14 protein-coding genes and 1 other RNA gene are annotated in these 17,664 nt (G+C 36.0%); all 15 read left to right on the forward strand.

Annotated features, from left to right (window positions below):
• Positions 1-99 precede the first annotated feature (99 nt).
• The 15 genes from gap (at position 100) to QVA17_RS04120 (ending at position 17,660) form a co-directional block, all read left to right on the forward strand.
• Complete coding sequence (gap, locus tag QVA17_RS04050; protein WP_027430602.1) at positions 100-1,134, forward strand: type I glyceraldehyde-3-phosphate dehydrogenase; 1,035 nt, start codon at positions 100-102, stop codon at positions 1,132-1,134.
• Between the two features lie 208 nt (positions 1,135-1,342).
• Positions 1,343-2,536 (forward strand): phosphoglycerate kinase, encoded by a 1,194-nt coding sequence (locus QVA17_RS04055; RefSeq protein WP_287386626.1) that lies wholly within the window; start codon positions 1,343-1,345, stop codon positions 2,534-2,536.
• A 232-nt stretch (positions 2,537-2,768) separates the two neighbouring features.
• On the forward strand, positions 2,769-4,388 hold the full coding sequence (locus QVA17_RS04060; RefSeq protein ID WP_287386630.1) for a helicase HerA-like domain-containing protein: 1,620 nt from the start codon (positions 2,769-2,771) through the stop codon (positions 4,386-4,388).
• A gap of 172 nt (positions 4,389-4,560) precedes the next feature.
• Entirely contained in the window at positions 4,561-5,304 is a 744-nt protein-coding gene (tpiA, locus tag QVA17_RS04065; protein ID WP_287386632.1) for a triose-phosphate isomerase, read from the forward strand.
• A gap of 105 nt (positions 5,305-5,409) precedes the next feature.
• Complete coding sequence (locus tag QVA17_RS04070) at positions 5,410-6,543, forward strand: tocopherol cyclase family protein (RefSeq protein WP_287386634.1); 1,134 nt, start codon at positions 5,410-5,412, stop codon at positions 6,541-6,543.
• Positions 6,544-6,672: 129 nt separating this feature from the next.
• Entirely contained in the window at positions 6,673-8,214 is a 1,542-nt protein-coding gene (gpmI, locus tag QVA17_RS04075; RefSeq protein ID WP_287386635.1) for a 2,3-bisphosphoglycerate-independent phosphoglycerate mutase, read from the forward strand.
• 213 nt (positions 8,215-8,427) lie between these two features.
• The gene (gene secG, locus QVA17_RS04080; RefSeq protein ID WP_027430608.1) at positions 8,428-8,685 is read left to right on the forward strand and encodes a preprotein translocase subunit SecG; all 258 of its coding nucleotides are present in this window, start codon (positions 8,428-8,430) and stop codon (positions 8,683-8,685) included.
• A 67-nt stretch (positions 8,686-8,752) separates the two neighbouring features.
• Positions 8,753-10,903: a ribonuclease R gene (gene rnr, locus QVA17_RS04085; RefSeq protein ID WP_287386637.1), complete on the forward strand. Its 2,151-nt coding sequence runs from the start codon at positions 8,753-8,755 to the stop codon at positions 10,901-10,903.
• Positions 10,904-10,912: 9 nt separating this feature from the next.
• On the forward strand, positions 10,913-11,392 hold the full coding sequence (smpB, locus tag QVA17_RS04090; protein ID WP_027430610.1) for an SsrA-binding protein SmpB: 480 nt from the start codon (positions 10,913-10,915) through the stop codon (positions 11,390-11,392).
• Positions 11,393-11,573: 181 nt separating this feature from the next.
• Positions 11,574-11,915, forward strand: a transfer-messenger RNA (tmRNA) gene (ssrA, locus tag QVA17_RS04095).
• Positions 11,916-11,987: 72 nt separating this feature from the next.
• The gene (locus QVA17_RS04100) at positions 11,988-13,451 is read left to right on the forward strand and encodes a GH25 family lysozyme (protein ID WP_287386639.1); all 1,464 of its coding nucleotides are present in this window, start codon (positions 11,988-11,990) and stop codon (positions 13,449-13,451) included.
• A 153-nt stretch (positions 13,452-13,604) separates the two neighbouring features.
• Positions 13,605-14,402 (forward strand): hypothetical protein, encoded by a 798-nt coding sequence (locus tag QVA17_RS04105; RefSeq protein ID WP_287386641.1) that lies wholly within the window; start codon positions 13,605-13,607, stop codon positions 14,400-14,402.
• Between the two features lie 51 nt (positions 14,403-14,453).
• Positions 14,454-15,128, forward strand: a complete 675-nt coding sequence (locus tag QVA17_RS04110) for a response regulator transcription factor (RefSeq protein WP_287386643.1) — start codon at positions 14,454-14,456, stop codon at positions 15,126-15,128.
• 42 nt (positions 15,129-15,170) lie between these two features.
• Positions 15,171-16,892, forward strand: coding sequence for a sensor histidine kinase (locus tag QVA17_RS04115; protein WP_287386645.1), 1,722 nt, complete (start codon positions 15,171-15,173; stop codon positions 16,890-16,892).
• A gap of 21 nt (positions 16,893-16,913) precedes the next feature.
• Entirely contained in the window at positions 16,914-17,660 is a 747-nt protein-coding gene (locus QVA17_RS04120) for a hypothetical protein (RefSeq protein ID WP_287386647.1), read from the forward strand.
• The last annotated feature ends 4 nt before the right edge of the window (positions 17,661-17,664 follow it).

Raw genomic sequence — 17,664 nt, forward strand, 5'->3', positions numbered from 1 at the left:
CCACTTGATATTTAAACAAAATTTATGTAAAATAACTAATAGTTGATTTTTTAACAAACTAAAATTCAATGTAAAATCACTTTTAGGAGGATTCAATTTATGTCAGTAAAAGTAGCTATTAACGGATTTGGCCGTATCGGTAGACTTGCATTCAGACAGATGTTCGGTGCAGAAGGATACGAAGTAGTAGCAATCAACGATTTAACAACACCTTCAATGCTTGCTCACCTTTTAAAGTATGATACTTCACAGGGTAGATATGTAGAGCTTGGTCATGAAGATGACGTAACAGCTGATGATGAGGCTGGTACAATTACAGTAAAGGGTAAGACAATTAAGATCTACAAGGAACCAGATGCTAACAACTGCCCATGGGGAGAAATTGGTGTAGATGTAGTTCTTGAGTGTTCAGGTTTCTATACATCAAAGGCTAAGGCACAGGCTCATATCAATGCTGGTGCTAAGAAGGTTGTAATTTCAGCTCCAGCTGGTAATGACCTTCCTACAATCGTTTACAATGTAAACCATGAAACATTAACAAAGGATGATAAGATTATTTCAGCAGCTTCTTGTACAACAAACTGCTTAGCTCCTATGGCTGATGCTCTTAACAAGTTTGCTCCAATTCAGTCTGGTATCATGACAACAATTCATGCTTACACAGGTGATCAGATGATCCTTGATGGTCCTCAGAGAAAGGGTGACTTAAGAAGATCTAGAGCAGGTGCTGCTAATATCGTTCCTAACTCAACAGGTGCTGCTAAGGCAATCGGTTTAGTTATTCCAGAACTTAACGGTAAGTTAATCGGAGCTGCTCAGAGAGTTCCTACACCTACAGGTTCTACAACAATCCTTATCGCTGTAGTTAAGTCTGATAAGGAAGTAACAGTTGATTCTATCAATGCTGCTATGAAGGCTGCTGCAACAGAATCATTCGGTTACAATACAGAATTAATCGTATCTAGCGATATCGTTGGTATGAGATTTGGTTCATTATTCGATGCTACACAGACAATGGTATCTAAGATTGATGACACAACATACCAGGTACAGGTTGTTTCTTGGTATGATAATGAAAATTCATACACAAGCCAGATGGTTAGAACAATCAAGTACTTCGCTGAATTAGGTTAATTTAGAATTAGGTTAATTAGAATAAGTAATCAATAATTTTATTGATTTATAGTTGTAAAAATTAAAACCGGAGAATTCTATTAATAGCGTTCTCCGGTTTTTTTAAAAAAGATGTAATTGGGATATAGACCATCAAACATCAAGGTTTGGGTGTTAATTGGTCTGTAGCTCAATTACAGAATCATTTTCTATAATGGAGGAAAATAATATGCTAAATAAGAAGTCTGTTGATGATATCAACGTTAAGGGTAAGAGAGTTTTAGTAAGATGTGATTTTAATGTACCATTAGATGGGGATAAGATTACTGATGAGACACGTCTTGTAGCTGCTCTTCCAACAATCAAGAAGTTAGTTTCAGATGGTGGTAAGGTTATTCTTTGCTCACACTTAGGTAAGCCAAAGGGACCAGATGCTGCATTTTCTTTAGCACCAGTTGCTAAGAGATTAACAGAATTACTTGGTAAAGAAGTAAAGTTTGCTGCTGATGATACTGTAGTTGGCGATAATGCTAAGGCTGCTGTTGAAGCAATGAACGATGGCGATATCATTTTACTTGAGAATACAAGATTTAGAGCAGAAGAAACAAAGAATGGTGAAGCTTTCTCTAAGGACTTAGCTTCAATTGCTGATGTATTTGTTAATGATGCTTTCGGTACAGCTCATAGAGCTCATTGCTCAAATGTTGGTGTTACACAGTTTGTTGATACAGCTGTTGTTGGTTACCTTATGCAGAAGGAAATTGACTTCCTTGGTAATGCTGTAAATAATCCAGTTAGACCTTTCGTAGCTATCTTAGGTGGTTCAAAGGTATCATCAAAGATTCCAGTTATTAATAACCTTCTTGATAAGGTTGATACTCTTATCATCGGTGGTGGTATGTCATATACTTTCCAGAAGGCTAAGGGTGGCTCAGTTGGTAAGTCATTAGTAGAAGATGATTATCTTGATTATGCTAAGGAAATGATGGCTAAGGCTGAAGCTAAGGGCGTTAAGTTATTAATTCCTATCGATACAGTAACAACTAAGGAATTTGCTAATGATACTCCTTCAAAGATTGTTGAAGCTGGACATCAGGAAGCAGACGATATGGGTATGGATATTGGACCAAAGACTTGCGAATTATACAAGGATGCTCTTAAGGATGCTAAGACAGTTGTTTGGAATGGACCTATGGGTGTATTCGAATTCGATAACTTTGCAAAGGGTACTGTAGCTGTTGCTGAAGCTCTTGCAAACTTAAAGGATGCAACAACAATCATCGGTGGTGGTGATTCAGCTGCTGCTGTTAATAATTTAGGATTTGGTGACAAGATGACTCACATCTCAACAGGTGGTGGAGCTTCTCTTGAATTCCTTGAAGGTAAGGAATTACCAGGTGTAGTTGCTGCTAACGATAAGTAAGATATAAGATTTACTGCATAAATTATAAATATAAGGCCATAGTGGCTACATATGTGACCACTATGGTTTTTATTTAAATAGTATCGTTAAAATAATCACAAAGACTGATAAAATTATAACATTAAGATGCGAATGGAATAGATAGAAGTATAGTGCGTGAAATAAAACCTTGTTATTAAGATAATAATTTGAGATAATTAAGTTAGTTTAAATTAACAAGGGGGAATTTGAAGTGTTATATGAAGATAAAATTTTGATAGGTAAAGCCAATGATAAAGAGGTTTACATTTTTCCTGAAATGGCTAATAGACATGGTCTAATAGCAGGAGCTACAGGAACAGGAAAGACAGTAACCCTAAAGGTGCTTGCCGAATCTTTCAGTGAACTTGGTGTTCCGGTGTTTTTAGCGGATGCCAAAGGGGATTTGGCAGGGTTATCATATCTTGGTGAAATGTCAGATAATATCAAGAATAGAGTAGATAAATTGGGACTTGAGAAATATGGTTTTTGCTTAGATTCTTTTCCAGTTACTTTTTGGGATGTCTATCAAGAGAAGGGCATACCACTAAGAACTACGGTTTCGGAAATGGGTCCTATGCTACTTTCAAGAATATTAGAGTTAAACAACCTGCAGTCAGACATTTTAAATATAGTCTTTAAGATTGCAGATGACGAGAAACTTTTGCTTATAGATTGTAAAGATCTAAAGGCTATGCTTTTACATATAGCTGATAATGCGGACAAATACTCCCTTAGCTATGGTAATATGTCTAAGCAGAGTATTGCAGCTATAATAAGAGCTATTGTTTCTTTAGAGGCTAGCGGCGGTGAGACATTTTTTGCTGAGCCTGCAATTGATATTAATGACTGGTTTTCCCAGGATGAAAATGGAAAAGGTTGGATTCAAGTATTAGACTGTCAGAAGTTAATGCTAAATCCAAAGCTTTATGCGACTTTTCTTTTATGGTTGATTAGCGAAATATATGAAAGTCTGCCTGAGGCAGGAGATTTAGACAAGCCTAAGATGGTTTTCTTCTTTGATGAGGCGCATATGCTTTTTGATGATGCCCCAAAGGTGTTAATCGATAAGGTTAGTCAAATGGTTAAATTAATTCGTTCCAAGGGTGTGGGTATTTATTTTATTACACAATCCCCTAACGATATACCTGATGAGGTATTAGCTCAATTGTCTAATAAGGTAATTCATGCAATTAGAGCCTATACTCCAAAGGAACAAAAGGCGGTAAGGGCTGTGGCAGAGTCTTTTAGAGCAAATTCGGAATTTGATATTAGCGAAACTATTTCTAATTTAGGAATTGGTGAAGCACTAGTATCGGTTCTAGATAGGGATGGTATTCCTACTATAGTTGAAAAAACAAAGATTTTACCACCAAGAAGCATGATGGGAGCTATAAATGATGAGGCTAGAAATGAAGTCATAGTTTCTGATGAGTTAAATACTAAATATGCCACTTATGTTGATAATGAATCTGCTTATGAATTTATGGCAAGATTAAAGGCTAGAGAAAGTCTTAATCCGAGTGGAACCACTATAGATAACAATCAAAACGAAAAGAGAAACGTGAATAACACACCAACGATTAGGAGGTCTAGATCTACAAGCACTAGAACTACTAATCCAAGGCCAAAAGAATACAAGCCTACTAGCACAACAAAACGGAGAACTTCATCCAATTATAATAGAACCTTACAATCAAGTGCTAGTAAGATTGGTAGACAAGTAGGCAAGTCAATTGGTGATAGTATTGGAGGTAGTTTTGGTAAAAAGCTTGGTGGGGACATTGGCTCTTCTTTAGCAAGGGGTATCTTTGATACATTTTTAAGAAGATAGATTATTAACCTAGATATATGTGAAAGCTTTGCGTAAAAGATTAGATTTTTTCATTAAAAGTATGGAAAATACCAAACCAATGTGATATAATTTATATAATGTATTGTCAGTGCGGTGAGAATTAAATATATAGGGGTAAACGTTTAGCATTGGCGGAAAATGGAGGCTTGATATGAGACGTAAGGTTATTGCGGGAAACTGGAAGATGAATATGACACCATCTGAGGCAGTAAAGTTAGTTAATGATTTAAAGGCTAATGTAGCTAATACAGCAGTGGATGTTGTATTTTGTGTACCAGCAATCGATATTGTACCAGTTGTAGAAGCAGCTAAGGGTACTAACATTTGTGTAGGTGCTGAGAATATGTACATTGAAGAAAAGGGTGCATATACTGGAGAAATTAGTCCAAATATGTTAGTTGATGCAGGTGTATCACATGTAATTATTGGACATTCAGAAAGAAGACAGTACTTCAAGGAAGACGATGAATTCCTTAATAAGAAGGTTAAGAAGGCAATTGAACATAAGTTAATTCCTATCATTTGCTGTGGTGAAACACTTGAGCAGAGAGAAGAAGGAGTTACACTTACATTCGTTAAGGGCCAGATTAAGGCAGCTTATGAAGGAGTATCTGCAGCAGATGCACTTAACACAATCGTAGCTTACGAACCAATCTGGGCTATTGGAACAGGTAAGGTTGCTACAACAGAGCAGGCTGAAGAAGTTTGTGCTTCTATCAGAAAGGATTTAGAAGAAATTTATGATGCTGATACAGCTTCAAAGATTAGAATCCTTTATGGTGGTAGTGTTAATGGTTCTAATGCAGCTGAAATTTTTGCTCAGGAGAACATTGATGGCGGTTTAGTTGGTGGAGCAAGTCTTAAGCCAGAATTTGCCAATATTGTAAATTACTAAAATCTAAGTGTAGTTGGTATTAGCTTAATGTGTAATATCGACTACACTTTTTTTCTTATATTTAGTATAATAATAAGGCAGATTAGTATAGGGAGGAAGATAGATATGTTTGCAAAATCAGATGTTTCAAGAAATAAGTGTATGCTGTTTAGTGGTTTTGCTTTCAATGGATATGATTGGTGGTGGCATAATTTCACCGGAATCAATGAGAAGACTGGAGAAAAGAAGACATTTTTTATAGAATATTATCTTTGTAATCCAGGACATGGCCGCAAGGAAGCAGTACTTGGCCAATTAGAGGCTAACAAGAACAAGGGAATTAAGCCTTCATACCTTATGGTTAAGGCTGGATGCTGGGGCGAGGATAGCCTTGAGCTTAATAAATTTTATGGCTGGGGAGAAATTGCTGTTTCAAGATCTGTGCCATATTCAATTAACTGTAAGGATTGTTTTGCTTCGGAAAATAGCATCACAGGTATGATAAGCATCGATGAGCAGACAGCTAAGGATCATCCAGAATATATGACAGATGCCGGTTCTATGTATTGGAATCTTAAGGTGTCTAAGAATTTGCCATTTAATGTGGGTTACGGAGCTAGTAAGCTCTTTAGAGACCTAGAGGCCTTTGAGATGTATTGGCATGTAGAAGGCATGAGAACTTTATTTGACGGAGAGGTAGTGCTTAATGGAGTGACTTATAAGGTTATTCCTAACAAATGTTACGGCTACGCAGATAAGAATTGGGGACGCGATTTTACAAGCCCTTGGCTTTGGTTGTCCTCTAACAATTTAAAGAGTAGATTAACAGGAAAGAAATTAAAGGGTAGTGCCTTTGACATTGGGGGAGGCTGCCCTAAGATATATATGGTTTCACTTAAGAGAAAGCTCCTTGGAGCCTTTTATTACAGAGGAGAAGAGTATGAATATAATTTCTCAAAGTTTTGGGATAAGGTTCATACAAGATTTAGATTCTATGAGACAGATGAGGCAGCTTATTGGTATGTTGCCCAGGAAAACCTTGATTCTGTTATGATTACAAAGGTTAAGTGCCTTAAAAAGGACATGATTTATATTAATTATGAGTCACCTGATGGCATGAAACGACATAACAAGTTATTAAATGGTGGAACTGGAATTGGCAGAATTAAGCTCTATAAGAAGCTTGGTGGCAAGTTAAAACTCATAGATGATATTGATGCATATAATGTAGGTTGCGAGTACGGAGAATACGATGAATAAGCTATTTGATTAATATAAATTTTATATTAGTTAATTATTTATCAAAAAACACAATTTCTATTTAAATTTATGGACAAATGTGGTATTATCCTAAAGTATACGAATTTAAGAAATTTGGAGGCAAATGATATGAGTAAAAAGCCAGTTTTATTAATGATTTTAGATGGCTATGGTTTAAGCGATATTAAAGAAGGAAACGGTATTGCAGCAGCAAACACTCCAGTTATGGACGGTTTAATGAAGAATTACCCATTCGTTAAGGGTTATGCTTCAGGTCTTGCAGTAGGTCTTCCTGATGGACAGATGGGTAACTCAGAAGTTGGTCATCTTAATATGGGTGCTGGTAGAGTTGTTTACCAGGAATTAACAAGAATTACAAAGTCTATTGAAGATGGTGATTTCTTTGAAAATGAAGCATTGCTCGATGCTGTAAAGAATTGTAAGGAGAATAACTCAGATCTTCACTTATACGGACTTTTATCAGACGGTGGTGTTCATAGCCACATCACACATCTCTTTGCATTACTTGAACTTGCAAAGAAGAATGGTTTAACAAATGTTTATGTACATGGTTTCATGGATGGACGTGATACACCTACAGATGGTGGTAAGGGTTACATCAAGGCTGTTTGCGATAAGATGGAAGAACTTGGCGTTGGTAAGTTTGCTACATTAAACGGTCGTTACTATGTAATGGATAGAGATAACAGATGGGATAGAGTTGAAAGCGCTTATAAGGCATTAGTTAACGGTGAAGGTATTAAGGCTACAGACGTTAACGAAGCTATTGCTAAGTCTTATGCAGATGGCAAGACTGACGAATTCGTTGAGCCTACAGTTATTGTTGGCGAAGATGGAAAGCCAGTTGCTACAATTAAGGATGGCGATTCAGTAATCTGCTTCAACTTCAGACCTGATAGAGCTAGAGAAATTACAAGATGTTTCTGTGATGATGATTTCACAGGATTTGAAAGAGGAGCAAGAAAGAACGTTAAGTACGTTTGCTTCACAGATTATGATGTAACAATTCCTAACAAGGAAGTTGCATTTAAGAAGGAATCATATACTAACACATTTGGTGAATTCCTTGCTAAGAATGGTAAGACACAGGCAAGAATCGCTGAGACAGAGAAGTATGCTCACGTAACATTCTTCTTTAACGGCGGTATTGAAGAGCCAAACGAAGGTGAAGACAGAATCCTTGTTAAGTCACCTAAGGTTGCTACATATGATTTACAGCCAGAAATGAGCGCTCCAGAAGTTTGCGAGAAGTTAGTTGGTGCTATTAAGTCAGATAAGTATGATGTAATCATTGCTAACTTTGCTAACCCTGATATGGTTGGTCATACAGGTGTTATGGACGCTGTAGTTAAGGCTATTGAGACAGTAGATAACTGCGTTGGACAGGTTATTGATGCTATTAAGGAAGTTGATGGCGTTGCATTTATTTGCGCTGATCACGGTAATGCTGAAAAGCTTATTGATGAAAAGGGTGAAGTATTTACAGCTCATACAACAAACCCAGTTCCATTTATCTTAGTTAACTATGATGAGAATTATACTTTAGCTGAAGATGGCAAGCTTTCAGATATTATCCCAACTCTTATTGAGATTATGGGTATGGAACAGCCAGCTGAGATGACAGGACATTCTCTTCTTGTAAGAAAGTAATTGTACTAGATTTATAAGCTAAGATTTTCTTAAGGCAAAACATAAGAATATCCTCGAGTCAAAAATGTATTATGCCTAGACAAAGCATGACCTCTTTTGATTAGAGACTAACTATAATATTATTAAGTTTTTATTAGAATTTATATTGCGCAGCAACTTTTATTATGATAGAATAAACTCGTTGCTGACTTAATCAGCTAGGAGGTGTTATAGATGTTTGGTATGTCATGGGCTGATACAATTAGAATTTTCTTGATGGGTATCTTTATTTTAGTAGGAATTGCACTTACAATTTTAGTACTTATGCAGGAAAGCAAGCACAGCGGTTTGTCAGGTACAATCAGCGGTGTGGCCGATACATATTGGGGTAAGAATAAGGCTCGTTCAATGGAAGGCAAGCTTGTTTTAATCACAAGAATCCTTGTTATTGTATTTATTCTTATTGCAGTAGTATTAAACATTAATTTTTAGATTATTTAGCACTCTTAAGTTAATCTTAAGAGTGCTTTTTATCTACTAATCGAATTTAGAGGTATATATGAAAGACGAAATTTTTAAAGAACGTGAAGACATGCTTGAGGACTTAATTGTTCGTAATGAATTCTATGTTCCAATGAAAACTAAAGAAATAGCTATTTTACTTAATGTTCCTAAGGAAGAGAGATATCTTTTACAGGAGGTACTAGATTCCTTAGTAAGCCAGGGCAGAATTGGAGTTACTAAGAAGGGCAAGTATATTAAGGCAGAGAATGTAGCGTTGATAGGTACATTTACAATGACCAATAGAGGTTTCGGCTTTGTAACTATAGAGGGCAGAGAGGACGACATTTTCATAAAATCTTCAGATACACTTAATGCCTTCCATATGGACAAGGTTAAGCTTGTTATTACAAGTGAGAAGAAGGGCGACAGACATGCTGAAGGTAAGATTGTAGGTATTGTTGAGCACGGAATCACACAGATTGTAGGTACATATCAGAAGAGCAAGAATTTCGGCTTTGTAGTACCTGATAATAATAAGATTTCAGTAGACCTTTTTATATCAAAGGAATATAGTAATGGCGCCGTAGAAGGTAGCAAGGTTGTTGCTAAGATTCTTAATTATGGTAAGCCAGGTAAAAGTCCTGAGGGACGCATAGTTGAAGTTATTGGTCATATTAATGATCCAGGAACAGATATTATGTCAGTTATTCGTGGATACGACCTTCCAATGGAATTCCCTGAGGAGGTTAAGAAGGAATTAAAGAATATTCCTGATTTTGTAGATGAGAAAGACAAGGCTGGTAGAGTAGATTTAAGAAATCTAACTACTGTAACTATAGATGGTGAGGACGCTAAGGACTTAGATGATGCTATTACTTTATCTAAGGAAGGCGATATTTATAAGCTTGGCGTTCATATTGCAGATGTAAGTCATTATGTAAAAGAAGGCTCTGCTCTTGATAAGGAAGCTCTTAAAAGAGGAACTTCCGTTTATCTAGTAGATAGAGTTATTCCTATGATTCCACATAAATTATCTAATGGTATTTGTTCTTTAAATCAGGGAGAAGATAGACTTGCTCTTTCTTGTCTTATGGACATTGATTCTAAGGGTAATGTAGTGGGACATCGCATTTGCGAAACACTTATTAATGTTGACAGAAGAATGAGTTATACTTCCGTTAAGAAGATCATTTTAGATAAGGATGAAGAGGAAACTAAGAAGTATGCTGATTTAGTGGATATGTTCTTCCTTATGGAGGAGTGTGCTAGTTTACTTCGTAAGAAGAGATTTAGCAGAGGTTCTATTGATTTTGATTTCCCTGAATCAAAGATTGAACTTGATGAGAAGGGACATCCAATTAAGGTTAGTCCTTACGAGAGAACTACAGCTAATAAGATTATTGAAGATTTCATGCTTATTGCTAATGAAACTGTGGCTGAGGATTTCTTCTGGCAGGAGTTACCATTCCTTTATAGAACTCATGAGAATCCAGATCCTGAGCGTATAATGAAGTTATCTACTTTTATTAACAACTTTGGACATTCTCTAAGAGTTTCAGAAGAGATGCATCCTAAGGAAATTCAGAAGCTACTAGCTAAGATAGAAGGCAGTGAAGAGGAGACTCTTATTTCTCGACTTACACTTCGTTCTATGAAGAAGGCTAGATATACAACTGAGTGTATTGGACACTTTGGTTTGGCAGCTAAGTATTATTGTCATTTTACATCACCAATTAGAAGATATCCTGATTTACAGATTCATAGAATCATTAAGGAGAATCTCCATGGTGGTTTGGACAAGAAAAGAATAGACCATTACGATAGAATTTTAGGAGAAGTGGCTGTTCAGACTTCTAATACAGAAAGAAGAGCAGATGAGGCTGAGCGTGATACTGATAAGATTAAGATGTGCGAATATATGCAAGACCATATTGGAGAAGTATATGAAGGTGTCATATCTGGTGTTACATCTTGGGGTATTTACGTTGAATTACCTAATACTATCGAGGGTATGGTTTCTTTAAATAACATGAATGGCTATTACATTTATGATGAGAATCATTATGAAATGGTAGAACAGACTACTAATAAGACTTATAAATTAGGACAGAAAGTTTCAGTAGTTGTAATTGCTACTGATAAATTATTAAAGAATATCGATTTTAAATTCCTTGAGGATTGCTACGAGGATGAAATAAAAAGATAGGAGTATTATATGGGAAAGTCTAGTGAAAGCAGTAATAGACTTGTAGCTAATAATAAAAAAGCTTACTATGACTACTTTATTGAAGAGAAGATAGAGGCAGGTTTAGTACTTCATGGAACAGAGGTTAAGTCATTAAGACAGGGCAAGTGTTCCATTAAGGAGTCCTATATCCAGATTCAGAATGGCGAGGTATTTGCCATTAATATGAATATTACACCTTACGAGAAAGGTAACATTTTTAATAAAGACCCTTTAAGACCTAAGAAGCTCTTACTTCATAAGAATGAAATTAGTAAGCTTTCAGGTCAGATTGCTACAAAGGGCTATACTTTAGTACCTTTACAGGTTTACTTTAAACAGGGTAAGGTAAAGATTGAAATTGGTCTTGCAAGGGGTAAGAAAAACTATGATAAACGTGAGTCTATTGCAAAGCGAGATCAGGAGAGACAGGCTCAGAAGGAATTAAAGTCTAGAAATTTAAGATTTTAGTATTAGATTTATTACTTGGTTTTAGGAAAATGTATTAAGAAAATATACTTTAATGCTATGAAACAATAGTGAATTCCTTGACAGAACTGTCTAGGAATGTTAATATTTTTTATGCTAGTTTTGGCTTTTGCCATTATTAGGAATGGGATAAGGCTTTTAATAATTTACTAGTGTAAAATCTGGGGCTGTAAAGGTTTCGACGGGGATTTTGAAGCTGGTGAAGCTATCCGCAGGGTGATGCGTTAAATTCCAAATTAAATATAAACGCTGAAGAAAATTTAGCAATCGCTGCCTAATGGCAGCAGTCTGACCTAGCGAACCTACGCGCAAGGACCCAGGCTTCGAATTAGTAGGAAACGACCTAGCCAAAGCTTTGAGGCTAGTGGGCGTATTATGAAGCTACCAAGCATTAGGGCGCGTTAACTTGCCTTACTGTGAGGGAATTAAACTATAGTTAACTATGATAGTAGAAGAACAGTGAATGGGTTTTCGGACAGGGGTTCGACTCCCCTCAGTTCCATAAGAGTTATGGTAAAGATAAGTGCTAGTAAATTAGCACTTATTTTTTTATGCAAAAAAAGGAGATAGAGATATTATGGATTTTATTAAAGGACAAATTGCTAAACTCATATTAAGATTTGGTTTAAGAAATGTTGTTATTGGTGCAGTTTCTTCTGTAGTAGCTATAGCTGGAATTACTACAGGAACTGTTATAGCAATAAATAATTTTACAAATAATACAAGTAAGGTGCAGGAAGAGACTAGTGAAAATGCGGATTCAACAGATAGTTTAGAATCAAGCGAAGAAAGCAGCGAAGAAGCTACTGATGAGTCAACAGAGCCTTCTACAGTAGACAGTTCAACTATTGTTTCTAATAATGCTAAATATACTAGTGAAGAGTTAGAGGAAATTGCTAATGATACTAGCGAAGATCCTGTGTATCAGTCAGATTCAGATACAGGTACTGCAACTGCAACAACAGTTAGTCAAACTACAGCTTCTTCTTCAGAATATGCATTAGGTATTGATGTATCGAAATATCAGGGCAATATTGACTGGTCAAGTGTGGCAAGTTCTGGCATTGATTTTGCTTTTATAAGAATCGGTTATAGAACTTTAGTTTCTGGTGTAGTTTGTGAGGATCCTTATGCAGAATATAATATTAAGCAGGCTCTAGCTAATGGACTTAAGGTAGGCGTGTATTTTTATTCAACAGCTACTACTGAGGCAGAAGCTATAGAAGAGGCTAATTGGGTACTTGCTAAATTAAGTGAATATGGCGTTTCAATTAATCTAGGTATAGCTTTTGACTATGAAGGATTTGCAAATAGTTCTAATCGAATTTATGGACTTTCTACAAGCCAAAGAACAGCTAATGCCATGGCTTTTTTAAATAAGATTTCTAGTTCAGGCTATACAGCGATTTTTTATAGTAATACTTCTAGCTTAAATAATTATTTAAATAAATCTACTATTTCAGCAAGCTATAAGATTTGGGTGGCTCAGTATTTACCTTCGGTATATCCTGATACTACAAACCCTTCCTACTCTGGTGCATATAGCTTCTGGCAATATACTAATTCAGGTAGTGTAAGTGGTATATCAGGAAATGTAGATTTAGACGTTTGTTATTATTTATCAAGATCAGGTTCAACAATTTCTTCAAACACTGAAACGACTAAAGCTTCAACTACTACACAATCTAGTGATTCTAGTTCTACTAGTGAGACAACTCAGTCATCAAGCTCAACTACAGCTGCTTCTTCTTCTGGACTAGTAACTGTTACAGTAGATTCGGTAGAATATAGTTTGCCAGTTTCTTATACAACAAGCTCGGGTACTTTGTTTACATTTTCTTTATGCGAAGCAGCCACATATACTCCTAAGGTAGAGTTAAATCTTAGAACTAGCCCTGAACAGGATACAGATAATGTGGCTACAACTATAGCTAATGGAACTAATGTGGTGGTAGTGGCTACAACAAGTTATGGTTGGGCACAGGTTATTTATAATGGAAATGTATATTATTGCGTTTACAGTTATTTGACTAGTGTGTAAAAAATTTTTGAAACGACACATGAAATACACAAGTTTATACTAGAATACAATTGATAGTCTTGTTAAATTAATTGCCATTTCAGACTCATAATGATAAAATAAAATTAGATTTTAACGTGAAAATATTTAATTTTATAGTATGAGGGGCAGAATATGGCTGAAGGAAAAGAGATTAGCGCTGAGGATGAAGAGTTAAGAAAAGCCAGAAAAAAGGCCAGTGACAATTATAATAAAGCCAAGGAAAAGAAGGAGAAAGCCTTTGTAGTTGGCGGTTATAATTTTAGGACAAGTCAGGAGGCTGAGGCAGCTAAAGACGAGATGGCAGCTATAAAGTATTTGTCGTCAAAGACGGACTCAAAAGATCCAAAGCAGGTGTTTATTCTTTACAATAAAATAATTGACAGACAGCTATTTACAACCTCTTTAGGTATTAGCTACCTAAAGAATTTGCAGCAGTTCCTGTATCAAAGTCCAAGTATTCCTAACGACAGAATTAGGCCAATTCCTATTAAGAGTGATACTCAGGCTGAGATAGACAGGCGAAGAGAGAAGGTAATGCACAAGTCAGAAATTCATGAGCTTACCATTTTAGTTGCAAAGTACCGCAATAAATATATAAAAAGCTTAATTGTTATAGGCTTTTTTGCTGCAGTTATAATAGCTATGTTTGTCATTGTAAATACTGGAACCAATACTAATATTGTGAATTACGAAATTAGTATTCAAGATAAATATGCAAGTTGGGCGCAGGAATTAGAATCTAAGGAAGCTTATTTAAAGCAGAAGGAATCTGACCTAAATAAGCTTCAATACGAGTTAGAAAGTGCATCCATTAAGGCGGGCGTTTATTCTGATGAAGACGAGGTTAAGGGCGAGAGCGAAAGCTCTAATGAAGAATTAGATACTAGTAATGAAAATGAAAGCAAGCCCGAAACTACAAAACCAGAGTAGAGAATAATTAATTAAGAAGATTACAATTGATAAACTTAGGAGGACTTATTAATGGATAAGGTTAGAATCTTAATGGTAGATGATGAGAGCAGAATGAGAAAGTTAGTTAGCGATTTCCTAACTAAGGCAGGCTACGAAGTCTTAGAGGCAGCAGATGGAGAAGAGGCCATTGATGTTTTTTATGAGAATAAAGACATTTCCCTTATTATTCTTGATGTTATGATGCCAAAGATGGATGGTTGGGAAGTTTGCAAAACAATTAGAAAAGATTCTAAGGTGCCAATTATTATGCTTACAGCAAAGGGCGAAGAAAAGGATGAGTTACAGGGCTTTCAGGTAGGCGCTGACGAATATATCAGTAAGCCATTTTCACCAAAGATCCTTACAGCTAGAGTAGATGCCATAATTAGAAGAACTTATGGCGTGGATAATAGCGAAAGCGTTGAGATTGGCGGAATTGTCATTGATAAGGCAGCACATATTGTAAAGATAGATGGTGAGGAAATTGACTTAAGCTTTAAGGAGTTTGAGCTTTTAACTTACTTTGTTGAGAATAAAGGAATTGCATTATCAAGAGAGAAGATTCTTAATAATGTTTGGAATTACGACTATTTTGGTGATGCAAGAACAATTGATACCCATGTTAAAAAGCTCCGTAAGAAGATGGGTGAAAAAGGAGATTATATTAAGACAATTTGGGGCATGGGCTACAAATTCGATTTTTAACTCAATCGGAGTACGGTATATTAAATAGAGGCAGGAGAAGAAATGGGTATACATTCAATTAGATTTAAAATAACCCTGTTATTAGTTGCGATCGTTGCAAGCTTGATTGTTTTGTTGCTTGTAATAAATGTTGCATTTGCAGAAAAATTCTATATAAGTGGCAAGCAGGAGACCATGAGTGAGACTTATGACAAGATAAACGAGATAATGCTTCAGTACGATGATGGAGATATATCTAAGTCAACTATGATGGCAGAGCTTGATGGATATGTTTCAGGAAATGCCATGACAGCTCTTGTGGTTGATAGCAGCTGGTCTACAGTTTATGTAAGTAATTCTTCAGGAGATGACAGACTTCTTCAAAGACTTATGCTAAGTATTCTTACTGGTGGTTTGGAAAATGCAACAGATTCTTCTAGTGAGAATGCAACGGAGGCTGAGAGCCAGTCAGAAGACAATACAGAGAATAAATCTGGTTCAAGTTCTGAAGCAGGAGATGCAGGAAGTTCAGATCAGGGAAATAAGAATAATTCTGATGCAAGCAATAAAAATGAGCCTCCTGCAAAGGATGTTCAATCTTCAGGCGAGGGCGGCTATAAGCTAAACTATGATAAGTTTGATAGCGAGACAAGCGAGGTTTTGCAGGAAAACAGTAACTATACAATACAGAAAATTTACGATTCTGTCATGGCTGATTACTATCTTGAATTATGGGGAACTCTTGATAATGGAGACTCTATAATTGTTAGATTGCCAATCCAGAGTATTAAAGATAATATTGAAATTTCCAATACATTAATTCGCTACGTAGGATTAACTGTTTTAGTTATAGGTGTAATTGCTGTGTTTATTTTCTCAGCTTATATTTCAAAGCCAATTAAGCAGTTAGCACATATTTCTGAGCGTATGGCAGAGCTTGATTTTGATGTGCGATATACAGGAAAAGATAAGGGCGAGGTTGGACTTTTAGGACAAAGTATGAATAACATGTCTGCTAAATTAGAGGATAACATCTCAAGGCTTAAGTCAGCTAACCTAGAACTTAAAAGAGATATTGATAAGAAGGAGCAGATTGAAAAAATGCGAACAGATTTCCTATCAAATGTATCTCATGAGTTAAAAACACCAATCGCTTTAATTCAAGGTTATGCAGAAGGCTTAAAGGATGGAATTGCAGACGATAAGGAAAGTAGAGATTTTTATCTTGATGTAATTACTGATGAGGCCAATAAGATGAGCGTTATGGTTAAGAGATTATTAACCCTTAATCAGCTAGAATTTGGCGATGATGAGTTAGTGATGGAAAGATTTAATATAAATGATCTTTTACAGTCAGTAGTTAATGCAAATTCTTTAAGAGCAAAGCAAAATGATATAAAGATTATTTACGAATCATCCGATATAAATATAGACGTATGGGGTGATGAGTACAAAATCGAAGAGGTAGTGACAAACTATATTACTAATGCGATTAATCACTGCGCTAACGAAAAAGAAATTAGGGTCAAACTAGAAAGACCTGATGATAAAAATGTAAGAGTATCCGTATTTAACACAGGAAATCCAATACCTGCCGAAGATATTGATAGAATTTGGGAAAAGTTCTATAAGGTAGATAAGGCAAGAACTAGAGAGTATGGCGGTAACGGAATTGGCCTTTCAATTGTAAAGGCTATTATGACATCTATGGGCAAAGGATATGGAGCTAGGAATGTTTCTAATGGAGTAGAGTTCTGGTTTGATTTGGATTGTGACGCAAAGTAGCAGTCCTTAAGGAGGGGCCACATGAAGAAAAAGATTCTAGTAAGTCTAATAACTGTATTAGCCTTTTTACAGATTCAAGGCTGTAGTGGAGATGTAACAATAACAGATGAACAAGAAGATATTATAAGCCAGTATGCGGCTGGAGTTATGCTTAGATATTCCTATGAAAATGAATGGAAATACACTAAGTTATACGATGCCCTTTACGGTTATCATAAGTCAACAGAGTCAGAGACTGAGACATCTAGTTCTAAAACTACGACTGAAACAGAGTCAACAACTCTAAGTTCAGGCTCAAGTTCAGGTTCATCAAGCACAACTACTACAACTACGGCAGCAGCAAGTCTTTCAGATACTTTGCCAACTGCTCTTGGCTTAACTTCATGTAGCATAACTTATAGTAAATATACAGTAGGATCTAGTTATCCTTTAAATCCGGATTCCATCTATGTTCCTGCTGAGTCAGATAGAGTAGTTGTAGGTGTGGAGTTTACGGTTGTAAATAATTCTTCAGCTGCAATTACAGCTAATACAACAAATGCTGGCGTATTAATGAAATTAAAGGTGTCAGGCACAAGCTATACAAACTATGCCACACTACTAAAAAACTCTCTCCTAACCTTGTCAAATGTGACAATCAATGCAGGAGAGAGCTATACAGCAGTTGCATTATTCCAGATTCCAAGTGAATTAGAAGGAAGCGTAGCTTCCTCAACCCTTACAGCAACAAAGGATGGAGAAAGCTTAGGTTCCATAACACTTAAATAAAACC

Origin of the sequence: Lachnospira sp. (assembly GCF_016290755.1) — a bacterium.
Classification (GTDB): Bacteria; Bacillota; Clostridia; order Lachnospirales; family Lachnospiraceae; genus Lachnospira; species Lachnospira multipara.